General features: G+C 49.7%; 15 protein-coding genes. 13 read left to right on the top strand and 2 right to left on the bottom strand.

The genetic code is table 11. From position 1 onward, the window contains the following. The first annotated feature begins 122 nt into the window (after nucleotides 1-122). The 6 genes from asd to HP567_RS06505 all read left to right on the top strand — a co-directional run bounded on the left by asd (nucleotide 123) and on the right by HP567_RS06505 (nucleotide 8,308). Nucleotides 123-968: an archaetidylserine decarboxylase gene (gene asd, locus HP567_RS06480; RefSeq protein ID WP_173610612.1), complete on the top strand. Its 846-nt coding sequence runs from the start codon at nucleotides 123-125 to the stop codon at nucleotides 966-968. Nucleotides 969-1,688: 720 nt separating this feature from the next. Continuing rightward, nucleotides 1,689-1,979 (top strand): Asp-tRNA(Asn)/Glu-tRNA(Gln) amidotransferase subunit GatC, encoded by a 291-nt coding sequence (gatC, locus tag HP567_RS06485; RefSeq protein WP_007717539.1) that lies wholly within the window; start codon nucleotides 1,689-1,691, stop codon nucleotides 1,977-1,979. 32 nt (nucleotides 1,980-2,011) lie between these two features. After that, the gene (gene gatA, locus HP567_RS06490) at nucleotides 2,012-3,484 is read left to right on the top strand and encodes an Asp-tRNA(Asn)/Glu-tRNA(Gln) amidotransferase subunit GatA (RefSeq protein ID WP_173610611.1); all 1,473 of its coding nucleotides are present in this window, start codon (nucleotides 2,012-2,014) and stop codon (nucleotides 3,482-3,484) included. Between the two features lie 4 nt (nucleotides 3,485-3,488). Beyond that, entirely contained in the window at nucleotides 3,489-4,925 is a 1,437-nt protein-coding gene (gene gatB, locus HP567_RS06495) for an Asp-tRNA(Asn)/Glu-tRNA(Gln) amidotransferase subunit GatB (protein ID WP_173610610.1), read from the top strand. 133 nt (nucleotides 4,926-5,058) lie between these two features. Continuing rightward, nucleotides 5,059-6,630: a YcdB/YcdC domain-containing protein gene (locus HP567_RS06500; RefSeq protein ID WP_173610609.1), complete on the top strand. Its 1,572-nt coding sequence runs from the start codon at nucleotides 5,059-5,061 to the stop codon at nucleotides 6,628-6,630. A 19-nt stretch (nucleotides 6,631-6,649) separates the two neighbouring features. After that, nucleotides 6,650-8,308 carry a YcdB/YcdC domain-containing protein gene (locus HP567_RS06505; RefSeq protein ID WP_173610608.1) on the top strand — a complete coding sequence of 553 codons (1,659 nt, stop codon included), beginning with the start codon at nucleotides 6,650-6,652 and terminating at the stop codon, nucleotides 8,306-8,308. A gap of 53 nt (nucleotides 8,309-8,361) precedes the next feature. Here HP567_RS06505 and HP567_RS06510 read toward each other — a convergent pair whose 3' ends face one another. After that, the gene (locus HP567_RS06510; protein WP_173610607.1) at nucleotides 8,362-10,122 is read right to left on the bottom strand and encodes an RNA polymerase sigma factor; all 1,761 of its coding nucleotides are present in this window, start codon (nucleotides 10,120-10,122) and stop codon (nucleotides 8,362-8,364) included. A 226-nt stretch (nucleotides 10,123-10,348) separates the two neighbouring features. Here HP567_RS06510 and HP567_RS06515 point away from each other — a divergent pair, with 226 nt between their 5' ends. The 5 genes from HP567_RS06515 to HP567_RS06535 all read left to right on the top strand — a co-directional run bounded on the left by HP567_RS06515 (nucleotide 10,349) and on the right by HP567_RS06535 (nucleotide 14,177). Continuing rightward, nucleotides 10,349-10,687: a hypothetical protein gene (locus tag HP567_RS06515; RefSeq protein ID WP_173610606.1), complete on the top strand. Its 339-nt coding sequence runs from the start codon at nucleotides 10,349-10,351 to the stop codon at nucleotides 10,685-10,687. Nucleotides 10,688-10,798: 111 nt separating this feature from the next. Next, entirely contained in the window at nucleotides 10,799-11,269 is a 471-nt protein-coding gene (locus HP567_RS06520; RefSeq protein WP_173610605.1) for a hypothetical protein, read from the top strand. Nucleotides 11,270-11,296: 27 nt separating this feature from the next. Beyond that, the gene (locus HP567_RS06525; RefSeq protein WP_173610604.1) at nucleotides 11,297-12,025 is read left to right on the top strand and encodes an ABC transporter ATP-binding protein; all 729 of its coding nucleotides are present in this window, start codon (nucleotides 11,297-11,299) and stop codon (nucleotides 12,023-12,025) included. Continuing rightward, the gene (locus HP567_RS06530) at nucleotides 12,025-13,206 is read left to right on the top strand and encodes an ABC transporter permease (RefSeq protein ID WP_173610603.1); all 1,182 of its coding nucleotides are present in this window, start codon (nucleotides 12,025-12,027) and stop codon (nucleotides 13,204-13,206) included. The genes HP567_RS06525 and HP567_RS06530 overlap by 1 nt, the downstream gene beginning before the upstream one ends. A 68-nt stretch (nucleotides 13,207-13,274) precedes the next feature. Continuing rightward, nucleotides 13,275-14,177 (top strand): DMT family transporter, encoded by a 903-nt coding sequence (locus HP567_RS06535; RefSeq protein ID WP_173610602.1) that lies wholly within the window; start codon nucleotides 13,275-13,277, stop codon nucleotides 14,175-14,177. Nucleotides 14,178-14,248: 71 nt separating this feature from the next. Here HP567_RS06535 and HP567_RS06540 read toward each other — a convergent pair whose 3' ends face one another. Next, complete coding sequence (locus HP567_RS06540; RefSeq protein WP_229087937.1) at nucleotides 14,249-15,223, bottom strand: ROK family glucokinase; 975 nt, start codon at nucleotides 15,221-15,223, stop codon at nucleotides 14,249-14,251. A gap of 142 nt (nucleotides 15,224-15,365) precedes the next feature. Between HP567_RS06540 and HP567_RS06545 the strand changes: the two genes are divergently transcribed. Further along, nucleotides 15,366-16,256, top strand: a complete 891-nt coding sequence (locus HP567_RS06545) for a diacylglycerol kinase (protein WP_173610600.1) — start codon at nucleotides 15,366-15,368, stop codon at nucleotides 16,254-16,256. A 118-nt stretch (nucleotides 16,257-16,374) separates the two neighbouring features. Beyond that, nucleotides 16,375-17,817 (top strand): 23S rRNA (uracil(1939)-C(5))-methyltransferase RlmD, encoded by a 1,443-nt coding sequence (gene rlmD / locus HP567_RS06550; protein WP_173610599.1) that lies wholly within the window; start codon nucleotides 16,375-16,377, stop codon nucleotides 17,815-17,817. Nucleotides 17,818-18,059: the final 242 nt, after the last annotated feature.

Raw genomic sequence — 18,059 nt, forward strand, 5'->3', positions numbered from 1 at the left:
GATTATAGTATAGCAAGACTGTCGAAGAAAATGATGAACCTCTGGTAATAGTGCGGGGTTTACTGGCTGTTAGCAGAAGTGGTAAAGTAAGGGTATTGTTGTTTTACGAAGGAGCATTTCTTATGGGCAAAAAGCTGCTCCCAGGTCTCATCCATCGCTTGCCACAAAACGCGATGTCCCGGACTATGGGCAAAATTACCGCTACTCCCTTTAGTCGATTAGCCATTCAACGATACATAAAGCACTATCAAATTGATACGTCGATCATAGAAAAGCCAGCGTCAGAATACCGCACGCTGAAGGAGTTCTTTTCCCGACGCCTGAAGCCCGCAGCGAGACCGATTGCACCTGGGCCAGACACTATCGTGAGCCCAGTGGATGGAACCGTTTCGCAGTTGGGTGATATTTGCGAAGGCACCTTGATTCAAGCAAAGGGAAAAGATTTCAGTGTAAGTGAGTTGTTGGGCGGTTCGGAGGAAGAGGCCAAGCGTTATTATGGTGGTAAATTTATCACCATTTATTTGAGTCCAAGGGACTACCACCGGATTCATATGCCAGTAACAGGCGATTTGAGCAGTTACTGCTATATGCCAGGCAGACTCTATCCCGTCAACAAGCTCGGGATTGAAAATGTAGACCGTTTGTTTGCTCGGAATGAACGCTTGGTAACTCACATCAAAACAGATAGCCTGGGCGATATGGCTTTGGTTAAAGTAGGAGCCTTGTTTGTAGGCAGCGTGAAGGTCTGCTACAACACAGCGACGACGAATATCAAGCACGGTCGACAAACCCACGAGAAGATTGCTGGGACACCTCGTTATGAAAAAGGCTCGGAGCTGGGCTGGTTCGAATTTGGTTCGACCGTCATTTTGCTGTTGGAGTCCAACGAGCTCGAATGGGCAACAGGCGTTGAAAAAGGGAAGTCTCTCTTGATGGGGCAGGCGCTCGCGACAAAGAAGGCGGAATAACGAACGACTGAAGAGATCACGGTCCAGGGCAAATGCCTTGGACTTGTTTTTTCTTAGTCTTCTAATGGATGTGGTTGCGGTGGGGAGAAGAATATTTCCAGTCTAGGCTCCAGGCTCCGTCCCGTTGAGGGTTGAGACTGTCCGCTCCGAAGGGCTTAGCGGGGAAACGCAAAAGTGGTAGCCGCTTCGTAGCTCGGGCACGTTGCGTTTCTACTTCCCGCTAATCCCTTCTGCGCTGGGTAGGACTCCACAAGTCGCTACGTCTGGAAATATTCTTCTCTGTCGTAACTGATTACTTTCTTCCATCTATTACGGCATTAAAAAATCGAATCAAACTGATAGCTCGTCGAGGAAACAGGAGAAATAAGCGAAGATCTTAGGGACACCGACCGAGGCGCAATGAAAAAAAGAGAAACAAGCCCTTAGCGTCCACCTCTGAGACACCCCCTGAAAGGACTACTTTGGACGCGGGTTTCGCTTTTTTTCATGGAGCCGGTCAGTCAATCTCCCAGCGGGGTGGACCTAGAAGCTGAGCGTTTTCTCCTGATTCCTTCCCACCACAACAGCCGGACAGAGTGTTTTTACTGGTTAATAATCGATCAATATTTTTTTTCCGAAAACATTATTTGTTTTCCCCGTCGAAATCCTTGTGAAAATTGACTGAACCTGCTCTTTTCAAGTAAGATCAAAGTTATGTGATACGATTCGGAGGTGGAAAGAATGAGTGCCATTACTCGCAAAGAAGTGGAACATGTAGCTAATTTGGCCCGTTTGCAGCTCACTGAGGAAGAAGCGGAGCGGTACACAAAAGACCTGAATGCGATTCTTGATTTTGCAGCCAAACTCAATGAGCTCGATACATCCAATATTGAGCCAACCAGTCATGCTACAGACGTGAAAAACGTCATGCGCGAAGACGTAAACAGACCGTCCCTGCCACGTGAAGACGTGCTGAAAAACGCACCAGATCACGAAGACGGGCAGTTTAAAGTACCGGCTGTATTCGAATAACCTATTGGATAACGAGAAGGGAGGAACCCACTGTGTCGCTGTTTGACAAGCGATTGTCTGAGATACATAGCGCGCTGCGCGCAAAAGAGATTTCGGTAACGGATCTGGTGCAGGCTTCCATCGCTAGCATCAAGGAGCATGACGAAGAAATCAAATCCGTCCTGCATGTAGATGAAGAGGGAGCCTTGGCTCATGCCCGCCAATTGGACGAGCGTCTGGTCAAGGGAAATGAGGAGCTGGGTCTTCTCTACGGCTTGCCTGCCGGATTAAAGGACAACCTGGTTACAAAAGACGTTCGCACGACTTGCGCGAGCAAATTTTTGGCGAACTACGATCCTGTCCATGACGGGACTGTTTCCAAAAAGGTGAAGGAAGCCGATGCAGTCATCGTCGCGAAGCTGAACATGGACGAGTTTGCGATGGGCGGCTCCAACGAAAATTCCGGCTTTTTCCCAGCGAAAAACCCATGGAACACCGACTACGTTCCGGGTGGCTCCTCCGGTGGCTCAGCGGCGGCAATGGCTGCGCGTCATTTTTATTTCACCCTTGGTTCTGATACAGGTGGTTCCATCCGTCAGCCTGCTGCTTTTTGTGGCGTTGTCGGCTTGAAGCCTACGTATGGACGCGTATCCCGTTTCGGGCTGGTTGCCTTCGCGTCCTCGCTGGATCAAATCGGACCTGTGACGAAAAATGTTGAGGATTCTGCCTATGTGCTGCAAGCGATTGCGGGACATGATGAATACGACTCTACCTCAGCCAATGTGGACGTACCGGATTACTTGTCTGCATTGACTGGAGATGTAAAAGGACTGCGTATCGGGGTACCAAAAGAGTTGATCGGAGAAGGGATTGACCCTGAGGTTCGCGATGCGGTTCTGGCAGCATTGAAGCAGTTGGAGAGCATGGGTGCTACATGGAGCGAGGTTTCCATGCCGCACACAGAATATGCAGTGCCAGCTTACTACCTCTTGTCTTCGTCTGAAGCTTCGTCCAACCTGGCTCGTTTTGACGGCGTTCGTTATGGGGTGCGTGCAGATAATGCGGCAAACCTGATCGAGCTGTACAAGGAATCTCGCAGCCAAGGCTTTGGCCCAGAAGTGAAGCGCCGCATCATGCTCGGAACCTACGCGCTCTCGTCTGGTTATTACGATGCTTACTACAAAAAGGCGCAGCAGGTGCGTACCTTGATCATCCAGGACTTCAACAACATTTTTGCTGACTACGATGTCATCCTGCATCCAACCACGCCTTCTACGGCTTTCAAAGTAGGCGAAAACGTAGATGATCCGGTGAAAATGTATCTGGAGGATATTTGTACCGTTCCTGTAAACCTGGCTGGTCTGCCAGCAATCAGTGTGCCGTGCGGATTCTCCAAAAACGGTCTGCCGATCGGTTTGCAGATCGTAGGTCGTGCATTTGACGAATCCACCGTATTGCGCGTAGCCCATGCGTATGAGCAAACAGCAGGCTTCTACGGTCGCAAACCGGAATGGGTGAGGGGGTAAGAGCATGAGCAAGTACGAAACCGTCATCGGCTTGGAGGTTCACGCCGAGCTATCGACCAACAGTAAAATCTTTTGCGGCTGCCCGACTGAATTTGGTGCACCGCCGAATACACATACATGCCCGATCTGCTTGGGACATCCAGGTGTACTGCCTGTAACGAACAAGCAAGCGGTAGAGTTCGCGATGAAAGCAGCGCTCGCCCTCAACTGCGAGATTTCCCGCGAGACCAAGTTCGACCGCAAGAACTACTTTTATCCAGACTCGCCAAAAGCGTACCAAATCTCGCAGTTTGACCAACCGATCGGCTACAATGGCTGGATCGACATCGAAGTAAACGGTGAGACGAAGCGCATTGGGATCACTCGTCTGCATTTGGAAGAGGATGCGGGCAAGCTGACGCACAGCGATTTTGGCGGAGAGTCTCTGGTAGACTTCAACCGTGTCGGGGTACCGCTCGTCGAGATTGTTTCCGAGCCGGACATCCGCACACCGGAGGAAGCACGTGCGTATCTGGAAAAGCTGAAAGCGATCATCCAGTACACCGAAGTATCTGACGTTCGCATGGAACAAGGCTCCCTGCGTTGCGATGCCAACGTTTCCATCCGCCCGTATGGTCAAGAAGAATTCGGAACCAAGGCTGAGTTGAAAAACATGAACTCCTTCCGCAACGTGCAAATGGGCTTGGAGTACGAGGTACAGCGTCAAACGGAGGTAGTTTCTTCCGGTGGCAAGGTCGTTCAGGAAACGCGCCGTTGGGATGAAGCGAACAAGAAGACGTTGACAATGCGTTCCAAAGAGGAAGCGCACGACTATCGTTACTTCCCAGACCCGGATCTGGTTCGCATGCAGATTTCCGAGGAGTGGATTGAAGCGGTTCGCGCAACCATTCCAGAGCTGCCAGATGCTCGTCAGGCTCGCTATGTGAACGAGTTTGGCTTGTCTCGGGATGATGCCGGAGTCATTACGATCTCCAAAGAGACAGCTGATTTCTTTGATGAGACTGTGAAAACAGGAGCAGAGCCGAAGTCAGTAGCAAACTGGCTGATGGTTGACCTGTTGGCACACCTCAACGCCAACAACCTGGTGTTTGCTGATGTAAAAATGACACCAAAAGGCTTGGGTGAGATGATCAAGCTGATCGAGGACGGAACCATTTCCTCCAAAATCGCCAAAACCGTCTTCAAAGAGATGGTCGAGACCGGCAAAGAGCCGAAGCAGATCGTCGAAGAAAAAGGACTCGTCCAAATCAGTGATGAAGGCGCTCTGCGTCAAATCGTCGTTGATGCGGTCAATTCCAACCCGCAAGCCGTGGCAGACTTCAAGTCCGGAAACGAAAAAGCAGCTGCTTTCTTTGTAGGCCAAGTCATGAAGCAAACCAAAGGTAAGGCAAACCCGGGAATGGTAAACAAGTTGATTCAGGAAGTATTGAACAGCTTGTAGGGCAAAACATATGACAGCACTTTCTCTGTAAAGGGAAAGTGCTGTTTTTTTGTGCGGGGATCTATGCTAAATAGTGGGAAAAAAGTAAGATAGAATGCATAGCTATCATCATAATTGATTAGGAGAAATGTTCATGACACCAAATTGGAAAAGTGCGACGGCTGCTTTTGCAGTGACAACCATGCTGCTGGGAACGGGTGCCCAAGCATTTGCTGCAAGTCCGGAATTGATTTTGAAAAATGCTGAAAACCCATCCAAAGAACAAGTCAAGCTGCCTGCTCGTGCACTAGAGATTGTCGCTGCGCTGGAGAAGCTGGAGCCTGCCTTAAAAGCTCTGACGTTCCGAGAGGTCGTTATTTCTGATTACGATGAAAATCAAGTGGATTTGTATATGAGCCATCCTGACGATACTGAAATGAGTGCATATCTGCTTTTTGATCGCCATAGCGGTGAATTACTTGGTTACGAGGCTTCCCCATTCATTTGGGAAGAGAATGAAAAAGTAACAGACGAAGCCATCGTGCAAAAGGCTGAGAAAGCTGTGAAAGAGTTGTTCGGAGAAAAGAAGCGAAAAATGACAGATGCGCCTCAATTGTCGAAAACGGTATACGGTGAAGAAGAGTTGTTTATATACCCGAATGTGTACTTTCCGATTCTGCTAAATGGTCTGGAAATAGACGAAACGCGCTTTGGTATCGATGTGGAAATGGATTCAGGCGGGCATTTGTTAAGCCTATCTTTTCAACCGCTCGATTTGACGGGGATACAGGTTGCTGATCCGAAAAAAGCTGTGGCAAAAGAAGAGATCCAGAAGCAAATATTTACGCCCGAACGCCTTCGTTATGGCTATGTATGGGAAGGAATGGATGGGAAACCCGGTATTGAATACACCATGAGGACGTCACCAATATTTGATGCATTGACGGGAAAGCAGATCGAAATGGAATGGGGAGCAGACGAAGGGGATGGAAATCTCCATGCATCTGATATCAAGGACATCTCTTTGAAGCCCCAAGGAAAGCCATTCATTGCAAAAGGCGCAACGGATCAGCAAATTTTAGAGAACTTGTTTGGGGTTGATACCAAGAAGCTGTATACAACCTATCGAAAAGACGAACAGCAGGGTGAAATCACTTATGACTGGTCGAACACTATCGATTATAATCGGGCATCTATTGTGGTGAACGAAGTGACTGGCGATATCGGCGGATACGTAAATTGGGCACATATCGAAAATCTCTCAGTGCCGCTAACAAAGGAGCAATCCTTGCAAAAGGCGATTACGTTCCTGGAGCCTTATGCTAAAAAAGCCGAGTGGCAAGTCGAGATGTATGAGGAAAGCAAGCAAGAGGACAAGAAATCCGTTGAGCAGTATGGCTTTTTATTTCTCGAAAAACAAAATGGGATACCACTCATGGAGTATTCCTACGGAGTAGCAATTGATCCAAATAAGGGAAAAGTCGTTGAATTCGTGGCATCAGTTCCAGCAGAGGATCGTAAATATCCTGTGCTCAAACCATCTGTAACGGCCCAACAGGCAGCAGATATTGTTTCCAAACAGGTACCGGTCAAGTTGACCTATATCTGGCCGAGGTCAGGAGAGAAGAATGCACCCATTCTCGTTTACAAGCTCGATACCAGCAAAGGCTGGCCAACCGTCGATGCCGTAAACGGATCGTTTAAATGGGGAGAGTACGAGGATTAAGAAAGAAGGAGGAGATTTAATGAAACGAAATGGAAAACGCACAGCAATCGCATTGACAATAGCAATGATGTTGCCAGCAACAAGTGGAACAGCCTTGGCTGCAAGTCCTGAAATTCATCCTAGCCACATTGCATCTGTTACAAAAAGTGAGGAAAAGCTCCCGGAGCGGGCCACTCAGATCGTAGCTGCTTTAGAAAAGCTGGAGCCTGCATTGAAAACGTTGACGAAACGAACGATTGTGAAAAGTGAGATGGATGAAAATCTGTTAAACCTCAATCTGGAAAGTCCCGAATCCAATGACATGAGTGCCATTGTTGTCTTTGACAGAAAAACAGGTGAGTTGATCATGTACAGCGCCAGTTTGCATATTTGGAAGCAAGGGGAAATTGCGACAGACGAGATTATTTTGCAACGGGCCGAAAAAGCAGTGCTTGAGTTATTAGGGGCAGACAAAAGAAAACAAGCAGGCTCGCCTACATTATCCAAAGCTGTTAACAAGGAAGACTCCGAAGATTTGACTGATAACTCAACAATATACCGCTCCGTTTATTATCCAGTTGAACTAAATGGGCTGGAGATATTGGGGAATAGGATGGGCATATATGTGTCGACGGATTATGCTGGTCATATCTTGGGTGTATCCAGTGAGCTACTTGATTTGAAAGAGACCAAGGTCCCCGATCCGAAAACGGCACTGACACCAGAAGCTGTCAAAAAGCAGTTTTTCACTCCTGATCGTCTTGAGTTGGGCTATATGCTGGAAGGGAAAGATGCCAAGCCGGGCATGCAATACTTATGGATGAATAACGCTTACATCGATGCCGTGACAGGAAAGCAGATTGACTTCACTCATGGAACTGAATTAGCCGGGAATGGAAAAAGAAATCCTGGCAACCTGAAGAATATTACGCTATCGCCAAAAGGAGAGCCGCTTATTGTCAAAAGCAGGGCAGATGGAGAAAAAGTCGTCGCGGGCTTGTTTGACGTGGATACGAAGGTGATGTTCACAGAATACTACACAGGAGAAGTTGATGGTGAGATCATACATTCCTGGAGCGATGAGTTTGGGTATGAAGACGTGTCCATTTCGGTGGATGCTTCTACGGGAGCGGTCACTAGTGCGGATATTTTTATGGAAACAAAAAGCTTGCCTGTTCCCTTATCGAAAGAAGAAGCCTTGAAAAAAGCAATTTCCTTCATCGAGCCATATGCCGCTAAATCCTCTACTGAATGGCAGGTTGAGATATTTGATCCATATAAACAGCCGAAATTGGCTGATTGGATGATCGAGTTGAATGAAGGAGAGGGTGAAGAGGAGGAGGACACAGGAACAGGAACGTATACCTTCATTTTTTATGAATTGCACGATGGGTTGCCTGTGTTCGACCGTTACTATTGGATGAAGGTTGATATAGAGAGTGGACAAGTATTTAGTTTCATTGTAAATTTGCCGGAAAAAGAGGGTACTCTTCCCATCCTGAAGCCATCCGTAACGGAGCAACAAGCTGCTGAAATCGTAGCCAAAAATCTCCCTGTAAAGCTGTCCTACTTCTGGCCAACCTACAAAGGCAAACAAGCTCCTTTTCTCACCCTTGTCTATACGGTTGACAAGAGCAAGAGCTGGCCTTACGTAGATGCTGTAAAAGGCACACTTGAATGGGGCGAATACGAGGAATAATTCGAACGAAAAAGAACGCAGCTTTTCTGACTGCGTTCTTTTTTCTATCCCTTTTATGTGGATGCCTGATTTGCAGTGAGTCCCGCCTGTATTTGTTCCAGTACCGATACGGCAGCACGCTCATTTCGCTCAATCGCCTGCAACAACGCAACTGCCTGCTTGCCCTGCTCTGTATCATTCGGCTCGCCTCCAGCCGGGAACGGAAAGAGCTTGCTTAACGTGTCAAAGTCATCGGCAATCGCCCCGTACAAGTTAGCTGCTTCTTTCATCAGGGGACGAACCTCATCAAACACAGAATCAGTCCACGTATCAACGATTTCGCTCCAGAAAAGAGAGGCGTAGCGACGTGCATCCCCGTTCACCACGGTCGTATACGCGTTGCCATTCGGCTCAACCGTTCCCTTTTCATAGGCCTCCTGCCAAGCAGCATAGGCCGCTAGACCATTGACGCAGCTCGCGTCCTGCGGTTCTTCTCCACGATAATGAACGAGTGCAGAGTGGAGAGCATTTGCGAGCATCGTGTGTTGGTCGATCGGAAACGCACGGTCGATGGCAAGGACAAACAACTCCTCGACGATACCCCGCCCCAAGTTTTCATAAGGAATGGTACTGTCGTTTCGGCAGTTGTCTCCTGCGTAAAACATTCTTTTTTCATCATCATAGCCGTAGATCAATCCGAACTCTGGCATGAACAGGTCCCAAGCAAGCACAGGATGCCCTTTGTCGATGGAGCGGTGAACCAGTTCCAACGCTTCCGGCAAGAGGACAGACAGCTGGCGTTTTTCGCGAGCCTCTTGGCTCAATAGTGAGGGAGCAACTTGATTGGCATTCATGCTTGGTTCGCAGGAAAGATGATACGAGGTGACGGCACGAGATTCAAAGCCCATGTTTTTCAAACCCTGCTGTAAGACCCGTTGAAAGTGAAACATCGTCGGGCCCGCAATGTGGATATTTTCAGGCACGATTGTCAGGCGAAAGGCATGGCCGCTCAAGCCAAGGATCATCGGCAAAGACATTTTTCGTTCGGTCGATTCTACCATTCCGTATAGTGCCGCTGCGCAAGTAACCCAAGTAGGCATCGTGAATGCTTCTGGTTTATTCAATACGGCTTGTTTCATACTCCCCGCAACCTTTCTCGTCTTCATGTATTGATCAACAACGACACGAGTTTTTTCCTGAATCAGTTTTTTGCGAGAACGCGATAGCACTTGATAGACATTCGCCTGGGACATCTGGAACATGTGGGCGATCTCATGAGGGGCCAAATGATCAAAAAAATGAGATTCCACAATGCGTCTCTCCCGAGGATTGAGGCAGTACAGCAGGCTCCTGATCGTCTCAAACAGTTCACGCCGCACCATGACCTCTTCGGGATTGGTGTTCTGCGCAGAGTGTGACCAAGACCGTCCCAGTCTGTGCAGAATACTATCGAGGTCCTCCCAGTCAGTCGGTTCCTGCTCAGGCGTTTGTTTGCCCAGACTCGAGAAGAGGGTTTCTCTTTTTTGCGAACCCTTCGAAAGCCGTGTGTACGCCTGATTGCGTACAATCCGATGCAGCCAAGGAAGGAAACGTCGGCTGTCCACCAATGTTCCCAGGTGCAAAAAGGCGCGAATGAGAGCATCCTGAACGATGTCTTCGGCAAGAAAGGCTTCTTGTGTGTACGACCGAGCATAGCCGTATACTTTGGAGCGATGACGCCTGACCAGCTCGCTAAACGCCTCCTGATCTCCGGCTTTTGCCTGTTCTACCAAAGCCTCGTCTTCTATCTGGGTGTGTTCCTCATGAGTCTTGGGGCTGATTATCAAGTGATCCATCGCAATAACTCCTCGTGATTTGTTGATATACTGTGTAGACTTCGGGTTCACGGATTTTCTGACACGGGATGCGAAAAAAAAAATTTGGAGTTTTTTAACCGTTCTATTTAGTGTATCAGACAAGTAAACGAAGGGTTTCTCCAATGGCAGATGACAAAGCAATTTGTAACAATTTCCACTCTCCCCTATAATGAACGTACAGGAAGAAAAAGGAGGATGGAAGTACATGAAGCTCATTTCTGTTGCAGGAGAAAGTGTGGCACCTGGAAAAGGTGGTTCACCGTCTGATACATTTGATCGTTCCATTGCTACGTGGCAAGAAAACGGTCAAGAAAAAACAATAACCGTCACTTATGTGCGTTATTTTGGCAAAGTGCTCGCTGAACGGGGCATTTACGATCAAGAGGCAGAAGGTGTTCCTGTCAGCCATTTGGTAGCGACTCTGTTTCTTGAAAAGCATCCAGAGGCAAAAGAAACCCGTCATTATATTAACGATACGGAAGCTTTCGTCGCGCTGTTTGAAGGCTTTTCCCTGACCAACTGGAAAGAGCGGTATCCGCTGTAGGATACGAGAGTTACCGTTCTTGAAGTCAAAAGATTCTGATTCGCCAAAGGCACATACGGGTAACTTTTATGAGGGCATGCTAAGAGCAACCAATTATTGGAGGGAATTAGCATGTTTTCTATTTGGTTGCCACTGGTGATGACGTCTTCTTCGCTTGTGTTTGGTACAATGTCTTCGCATGTCCCTACGACTACGACATCCTCGACGGCGTGGATGGTTGCTGTGCAGGAGTTTGACGCGTTTTTGCAGGACTGGAAAAAAGGACAGACGCTTGCGAATCTGCGTCACCCGCTTTTTGACCTCACGGGAGTGTCAGCGGTGTCAGGAATGATGGAGATCATCCGGTTTTCGGGAGAAGCCCACGGGCAAGCGGGGGAAATCACCCTTTCGTTTTACACACTGGAAGGCGACAAGGTCTTTTCGCCCCCAGGCTCCGTGTCTATCGCGCGAGTCGATGAGAAGCGAAGGGAATTTCATGTCACGGGCGTTATACCGCGAGTTTTGCGCGGGCGGACGGGTGTCGTACAGGTGACGTTTACGGGAGAAAAGCGGGCGTCGTACTTGCTGAAGGTACGATTCTAGGAAAATACGGGAGAGGAGGGGCTGCTGTTGATTGAGGTCAAGGATGTCAGCAAGCGATTCAAGGAGATCGCAGCGGTCCAACATGTATCGTTTCGGGTCGAGGCAGGCGAGGTATACGGACTTCTCGGCGAAAACGGTGCGGGTAAGACAACGACGATGCGCATGATGGCGACGGTTTTGACCCCGACCGAGGGAGACATCGAGATTAGTGGGTTTTCCGTTCGACAGCAACCGCTTGAAGTGCGCCGCAGAATCGGCATTTTGTTCGGGGGAGATGTGGGTCTTTACAGCCGTTTGACAGCGCGGGAAAATATCGCGTATTTCGGTCGTCTATACGGTTTGGAGCAAGCGAGGATTGAGGAGCGGATTGACAGTCTGAGTCGGCTGCTTGAGATGGACGTTTTTTTAGACAGGCGAGTGGATGCCTTTTCCCGGGGAATGAAGCAAAAGGTAGCGATTGCCCGGACGCTCGTACATGATCCCGATGTCATTTTGTTGGATGAACCGACGACAGGATTGGATGTAACGGCTGCCACAATCTTTCGAAGAATGGTCAGAAAGTTGCAGGAAGAGGGGAAGACGATTCTGTTTTCCAGTCACAACATGGGCGAGATTAACAAGCTGTGCAAAAGAGTTGCGCTCATGCACAAGGGTAAGCTGCGGTTCGCCGGGGGATTGGATGCGCTGCGCGAGCAGTTTGGGACAGAGGATCTGGACGACATTTTCATGGCTGTCGTGGAAGGGAGCGAGGGCTGATGGGCTCACATGTCGTGTGGACCGTATTCAAAAAAGAGCTAATGGACTTGTTTCGCGATCGCAAGGCGTGGATAGGAACGCTCCTGGTGCCATTGCTCGTCATTCCGTTCGTCTTCTTTTTGCTCGGGACGTCGTATAGTAATGTGGAAAAAGAGGCAAGGGAGTACATCCCGATAGCTGTACAAGGATCATCTTCATTGATTGCTGTTTTGCAAAAAAATCCTGCTGTTCAAATCCTGGAGCCGCCCGATCCGAAACTGGCACTGCAAGCAGGTCAGCTACGCGCTATTTTGACAATTCCTGCTGGCTTCGATGAAGAGATCACGGCGGGAAAAACAGCGCAGTTATCGGTTGACTATGACTCGACCAATCAAAAATCTGTCTATGCCCGTACGCTGATCGAGCAGACAGTAGAGGCTTACAGCAAAGACGTCGTAGCGAAAAGGTTGAACCAAGCAGGTTTGTCCGAGCAGACGATTCAACCGATTGTCTCCACCTTTCAAAATACAGCCTCTGAGGAAAGGAAGTCGGGGGGGATGCTGGCGGGCATCATTCCGTTGATGTTGGTTGTCTCGCTCGCATCCGCGGGAATGGCCGCAGCGAATGATCTCGTCGCTGGTGAGAAAGAGCGGGGAACGCTCGAATCGCTGTTGACGGCACCGATTGCAGCCCAGCACATCCTCACGGCAAAGCTGTTGGCTGTGATGATCATGAGTACCATGGGGGCAGTAGCGTCACTGATTTCTGTCACACTGGCCATGCGTCTTGGACCAATGGGGACGGAAGGAGATCATTTTACACTCGCCTTCTTCTCGCCTGTCACTTTGTTGGTGCTTATCGTGACCATTTTGTTGTTGGCGGCGCTCTTTGCAGGGTTGGAACTTCTTTTGAGTACGATTGCCAAGTCTTTTAAAGAGGGGCAGACGTACATGAGTGCGGTCATATTTTTGGCGATGGTCCCGTCGTACATGTTGATGCCAATCAGTCCGGTCGACATCCCCACGCATTACTACGTGATGCCTGTTTTCAACGGTGTCGCATTGTCCAAGGAAGTGTTTTATGGCAAGGTCGACCCGATGCATGCGCTTCTGGGGATTGGTTCCTTGCTTGTCTATGTGGTTTTCACTATTTTTCTCGCGTCGCGCATATTCCGCAGAGAAGGAGCGGGGTTAAAGCACTGATCGTAAAATTTTTCCCAGACCTGTCGCGTCACTCGTCGCTGTCATTTCGAGAAAGCTGGTGAAATGTTGTGAATCCGCTGTATGTCGGAGTCTTATATATTTTCGGATCGGCTGCTGGCTTTGGCGTCATGTCTATTTTTGCTGTGTACGCCTACGAAGCGGGTGTGTCTGTTTCGACGCTTTTGTTTTTGCGATTTTTATTGGCGACTGCCCTGTTTTTTGGTTTGTTGCTCTGGCGCAAGGAGTCGCTTCGCTTGGACAAAAGACAGGTGCGCGCGATGTTTTGTCTCGGCGGGATTTTGTACACGCTGCAATCCCTTAGCTTTTTCTCTGCGGTACAGTACATCCCGACCTCCATGGCGGCCTTGCTTCTGTACACATTTCCTGTGTTTGTTGCTATACTGAGCTACTTCGTCGAGAAGGAGCGGTTGACGAAAAAGACTGTCATCGCCATGCTGATTACACTCGTCGGTCTTGGACTGGTGCTTGGCTTGTCATTTGGCGGGATTCAGCCGATTGGCGTATTGTTGGCTCTTGCTGCGGCGTTGTTTTATTCCGTTTATATTGTGGTGGGGAATCGGGTGGTAAAAGGCGTTTCGTCCTATGTAACATCCGCGTACATCGCCCTGTTTGCTACCATTTCCACCTTTTTCATTGCGCTAAAAGACGGAGGGATCGATCTGTCTTTTGCGGCACAAGGGTGGTGGGCGTTGTTGGGGATCGTCGTTTTTTCTACGGTGGTCGCCATCAGTTTTTTCTTCCGCGGTTTGCAACTGATCGGGTCAACCAAAGCGTCGGTACTAAGCACACTGGAGCCGGTTGTCACGTTTGGGTTTTCGGCGTTGTTGTTTGGCGAAGCGTTTAGCTTGCTTCAGCTGTTGGGAGGATGTGCAGTGCTCGTCGGTGCTGCGCTGATTGTTTCGGGGAAAGGCGGAGAACCAGAGCTGGCGTCTCGGCAGGCTTCTTCATAAGGATATTCCAAAAAGACGCTCTTGCTGTGAGGCTTCATGTGCAGGAGCGTCCATTCTTTTTTATGGCTCGATCAGGTTTCGTGCATCTGTGAGCGGATTAACCAGCCCGCACCGTACACACCGGCATCATTGCCGAGTTTGGCCGGAACGATCTCTGTGGACTCGACGACGTAGGTGAATGGAACAAAGCGTTTGAATGATTCGCGGATTCGGGAAAAGAGGAAGTCACCTGCTGCGGCCACGCCTCCACCAATCATAAACTTCGCAGGATTGAGCACATTCGCCAAATGAGAAAGGGCGAGGCCGAGATAGAGCGCCACTTGATCGATAATCGCGAGAGCAGCTGCGTCTCCTGCTACGGCTGCCTCGAGGACATCCTTCGCTGCAATGTTTCCTTTGGTGGCGAGTACTGCGGCAAGCGCCGGGCTTGATCCATTTGTAGCGGCAAAACGCCCTTCACGAATGATGGCAGTCGCAGACGTGTATGTTTCGAGACAACCTGTTTTGCCGCAATTGCAAGGGGCACCACTATCCGGAGTCATGGTGATGTGACCGATTTCGCCGCCAACACCGTTAATGCCATGGATGACCTTTCCATTCAAAATGACGCCTCCACCTACACCTGTGCCGAGTGTAATGAGAACAAGGTCTTGTGCACCTTGGCCTGCACCTTGCCACATTTCCCCGAGGGCTGCGACATTGGCATCGTTGTCGACTGCGACCGGCAACCCTGTAAGGGCTTCCAATTTTTCTTTTAGTAAAACGGGCTGGCGCCAGTGAAGATTTACCGCTTGGAAGACGATCCCCTTTCCACCATCGACGGGGCCGGGTACTCCCACACCGATTCCGCAGACTTGTGAAAGAGAATAATCATGCTGCGCAAGAAGATCATGAGACATGTCTACGATTTTTTGCAAAATGCCATCCTCGCCGTCCGCAACAGGCGTAGGTTCTTGCATTTTTGTAACCAGCTCGCCGTCTGGCGTAATCAAAGCCATCTTGATTGCAGTGCCACCCACATCTACTCCCACGATGATCTTCTTCACAAGCGTCTCCCCTATCTCCTTGTTTTCCATCTTTTTCTATCTTATCACGCTATATGGAGCATAGCGATTCCCAAAAATGGCTATACAGGATATGATGGAAGAGAGTACCCCCGTGAGCGAGGGAAGGAAGAAGGGATCTGCCTTGAAACGAGCCAGATTAATCTACAATCCAAGCTCCGGCCGGGAGATCGTGCGTCGGCGGTTGCCGGAAATCCTCGATTTAATGGAATCGGCCGGATATGAAACTTCATGCTATGCGACCAGAGGGGAAGATGATGCGACAGAAGAAGCTGCTCGTGCAGTAGCTCGCGGTTTTGACGTCATCCTGGCCGCTGGCGGAGATGGAACCATATACGAAGTAGTCAATGGGATGGCAGAGCATAAAGCGCGTCCATCTCTTGGAATAATCCCCTGCGGAACGAGCAATGATTTTGCCCGGGCGGTCGGTATACCAAAATCGATCACGCGTGCAACGGAGATTGTCGCCAAGGGCAAGAAGAAACGCATTGACCTGGGGCGCATCAACAACCGCTATTTTATGAATATCGCGGGTGGCGGCTCGCTGACGAACCTGACCTACGAGGTTCCGAGCAAGCTGAAAACGCTGATCGGACAAATGGCGTATTACGTCAAAGGCTTGGAGAAGCTGCCGTCGCTACACCCGATCCGTGTGCGTCTGGAGAGCCGCAGAGAGGTGCTATTGGATGAAGAAATCATGGTGTTCCTCATCGCCAATAGCCGATCTGTAGGCGGCTTCGACAGGCTCGCCCCAGATGCGGACTTGTCAGACGGCAAGCTGGATGTCATCGTCGTGAAAAAGATGAATATTGCGGAGTTTATCCGCCTGGCGACACAGGCAGTTCGCGGCGAGCACTTAAAGGACCCGAACATCCTGTATTTCCAGGCAGATTATATCAAAGCCACTTCGCCGGGCGGAGAGAAGGTTCAGCTCAATCTGGACGGTGAGCTTGGCGGACAGCTGCCTTGCGTGGTGGAAGCATTGCCGGGGCATATCGAGTTGTTCGTCCCGTAAGAAGATAGTAAAATGAATAGCAATAGCCGTGGGGATGCCGCTTTTCGCAGTGCATCCCTGCATGTTTCCTGGAGCGAAAACGAAAACCTATAGAGCAAGATAAAAGGAGCAATAGATAGTGGCGAAGACAACAAAGAAGCGGCGCGGTCCGCACCCGACAGCCAAAGTGGAGCTGGACGTCCCTGTACGTGTCGGACAAACCGTGGAAGTGGAGATAACCGGACTGAATCACGAAGGAGCAGGAGTCGGCCGGATTGAAGGATATACGCTATTCGTGGATGGTGCACTTGCAGGAGAGCGGGTTCATGCACGCGTCGATCATGTGAAGAAAAACTTCGGCTTTGCAAAGATGACAGAAGTAGTAGAAGCGAGTACCCATCGCTTCCAGCCGCCCTGTCCGCTGTACGACCGTTGCGGAGGCTGTTCGTTGCAGCATCTCGCATACGAGGAGCAACTGCGACACAAGCAGCAAATCGTGCGGGACAACCTGCGGCGCATTGGCGGGTTCCAAGTCGAAGGGGAAGGCGCGATTACCGTTCATCCAACACTCGGCATGAGCGATCCATGGCGCTACCGCAACAAGGCACAGGTACCGATCGGCGAGGAAAACGGGGCGTTGGTCGGCGGTTTTTACGCGGAGAAATCCCACTCGATCATCGACATGAACGAATGTCTCATCCAGCATCAGGTGAATGATGAAGCAGTGGCAGCCGTGAAGCAGGCGGCGACCAAGCTGAATATCACGGCATATGACGAGGTGCGCCATTCAGGCTTGCTGCGTCATGTTGTTGTAAAGGTGGGCGTCAAGACGGGGGAAGTCATGGTTGTGCTCGTGACGACGGAGGAGCAGATTCCACAGCGCGATGAGCTGGTGGAAGCAATTCGTACACAGGTCGCTGGCGTGACGAGTATCGTGCAGAACATCAACCCGGACAAGACCAATGTTATTTTTGGCAAAAAGACCGTGACGCTATGGGGCAGTGACGTGATTTACGATTATATCGGTCCGATCAAGTTTGCCATTTCGGCGCGGTCGTTTTATCAGGTTAATCCTGCTCAGACAGAGGTGCTGTACAACAAGACGCTGGAGTACGCGGGTGCGACTGGTACGGAGACGGTGATTGATGCGTATTGCGGTATCGGGACGATTTCGCTCTTTTTGGCGCAGAAGTCCAAGCATGTGTATGGGGTAGAGATTGTGCCGGAAGCGATTGCGGATGCGAATCGAAATGCGCAGTTGAATGGCGTGGAGAATGCGACGTTTGAGGCAGGTCCTGCGGAGGTTGTCATTCCTGCTTGGAAAGAGAAGGGCATACGGGCGGATGTGATTGTGGTTGACCCGCCGCGCAAAGGCTGTGATGAGGCGTTGTTGACGACGATTTTGGAGATGCAGCCGGAGAGAGTGGTTTATGTTTCTTGTAATCCTTCTACGTTGGCGAGGGATTTGAAGGTGCTTGCTGAGAGGTATGAGGTGAAGGAAGTGCAGCCGGTGGATATGTTTCCGCATACGGGGCATGTAGAATCAGTTGCATTGTTAGTTAAGAATGAAACAAGGAAATAGAAGCTTTGTTATATAAGGATTTATTCATTGTTACAGCAATCCTGATTTATATGTAACAGTTCAATTTATTGCCTGTTGATGTGAATTTGATGTGAAAACATAGCATAAGAGACAGAAAAGCATTCGACCACAGAATAAACAAACAAAAAGAAGGCGCTGGGGGTAAGTTCGTCCCTAGTGCTTTTTCATGCTCTGTTTTTTGTGTTAAAGGAGAGGATATTCTCAAACTTGACTGCTACTGT

Origin of the sequence: Brevibacillus sp. M2.1A (genome assembly GCF_013284355.2) — a bacterium.
In the GTDB taxonomy this organism is placed as follows: domain Bacteria; phylum Bacillota; class Bacilli; order Brevibacillales; family Brevibacillaceae; genus Brevibacillus.

Coding starts and splice junctions, on each gene's coding strand:
- HP567_RS06510 (WP_173610607.1), bottom strand. CDS start 10,122: ATGGATCACTTGATAATCAGCCCCAAGACTCATGAGGAACACACCCAG.
- HP567_RS06515 (WP_173610606.1), top strand. CDS start 10,349: ATGAAGCTCATTTCTGTTGCAGGAGAAAGTGTGGCACCTGGAAAAGGT.
- gatB (WP_173610610.1), top strand. CDS start 3,489: ATGAGCAAGTACGAAACCGTCATCGGCTTGGAGGTTCACGCCGAGCTA.
- gatC (WP_007717539.1), top strand. CDS start 1,689: ATGAGTGCCATTACTCGCAAAGAAGTGGAACATGTAGCTAATTTGGCC.
- HP567_RS06500 (WP_173610609.1), top strand. CDS start 5,059: ATGACACCAAATTGGAAAAGTGCGACGGCTGCTTTTGCAGTGACAACC.
- HP567_RS06520 (WP_173610605.1), top strand. CDS start 10,799: ATGTTTTCTATTTGGTTGCCACTGGTGATGACGTCTTCTTCGCTTGTG.
- HP567_RS06505 (WP_173610608.1), top strand. CDS start 6,650: ATGAAACGAAATGGAAAACGCACAGCAATCGCATTGACAATAGCAATG.
- asd (WP_173610612.1), top strand. CDS start 123: ATGGGCAAAAAGCTGCTCCCAGGTCTCATCCATCGCTTGCCACAAAAC.
- HP567_RS06530 (WP_173610603.1), top strand. CDS start 12,025: ATGGGCTCACATGTCGTGTGGACCGTATTCAAAAAAGAGCTAATGGAC.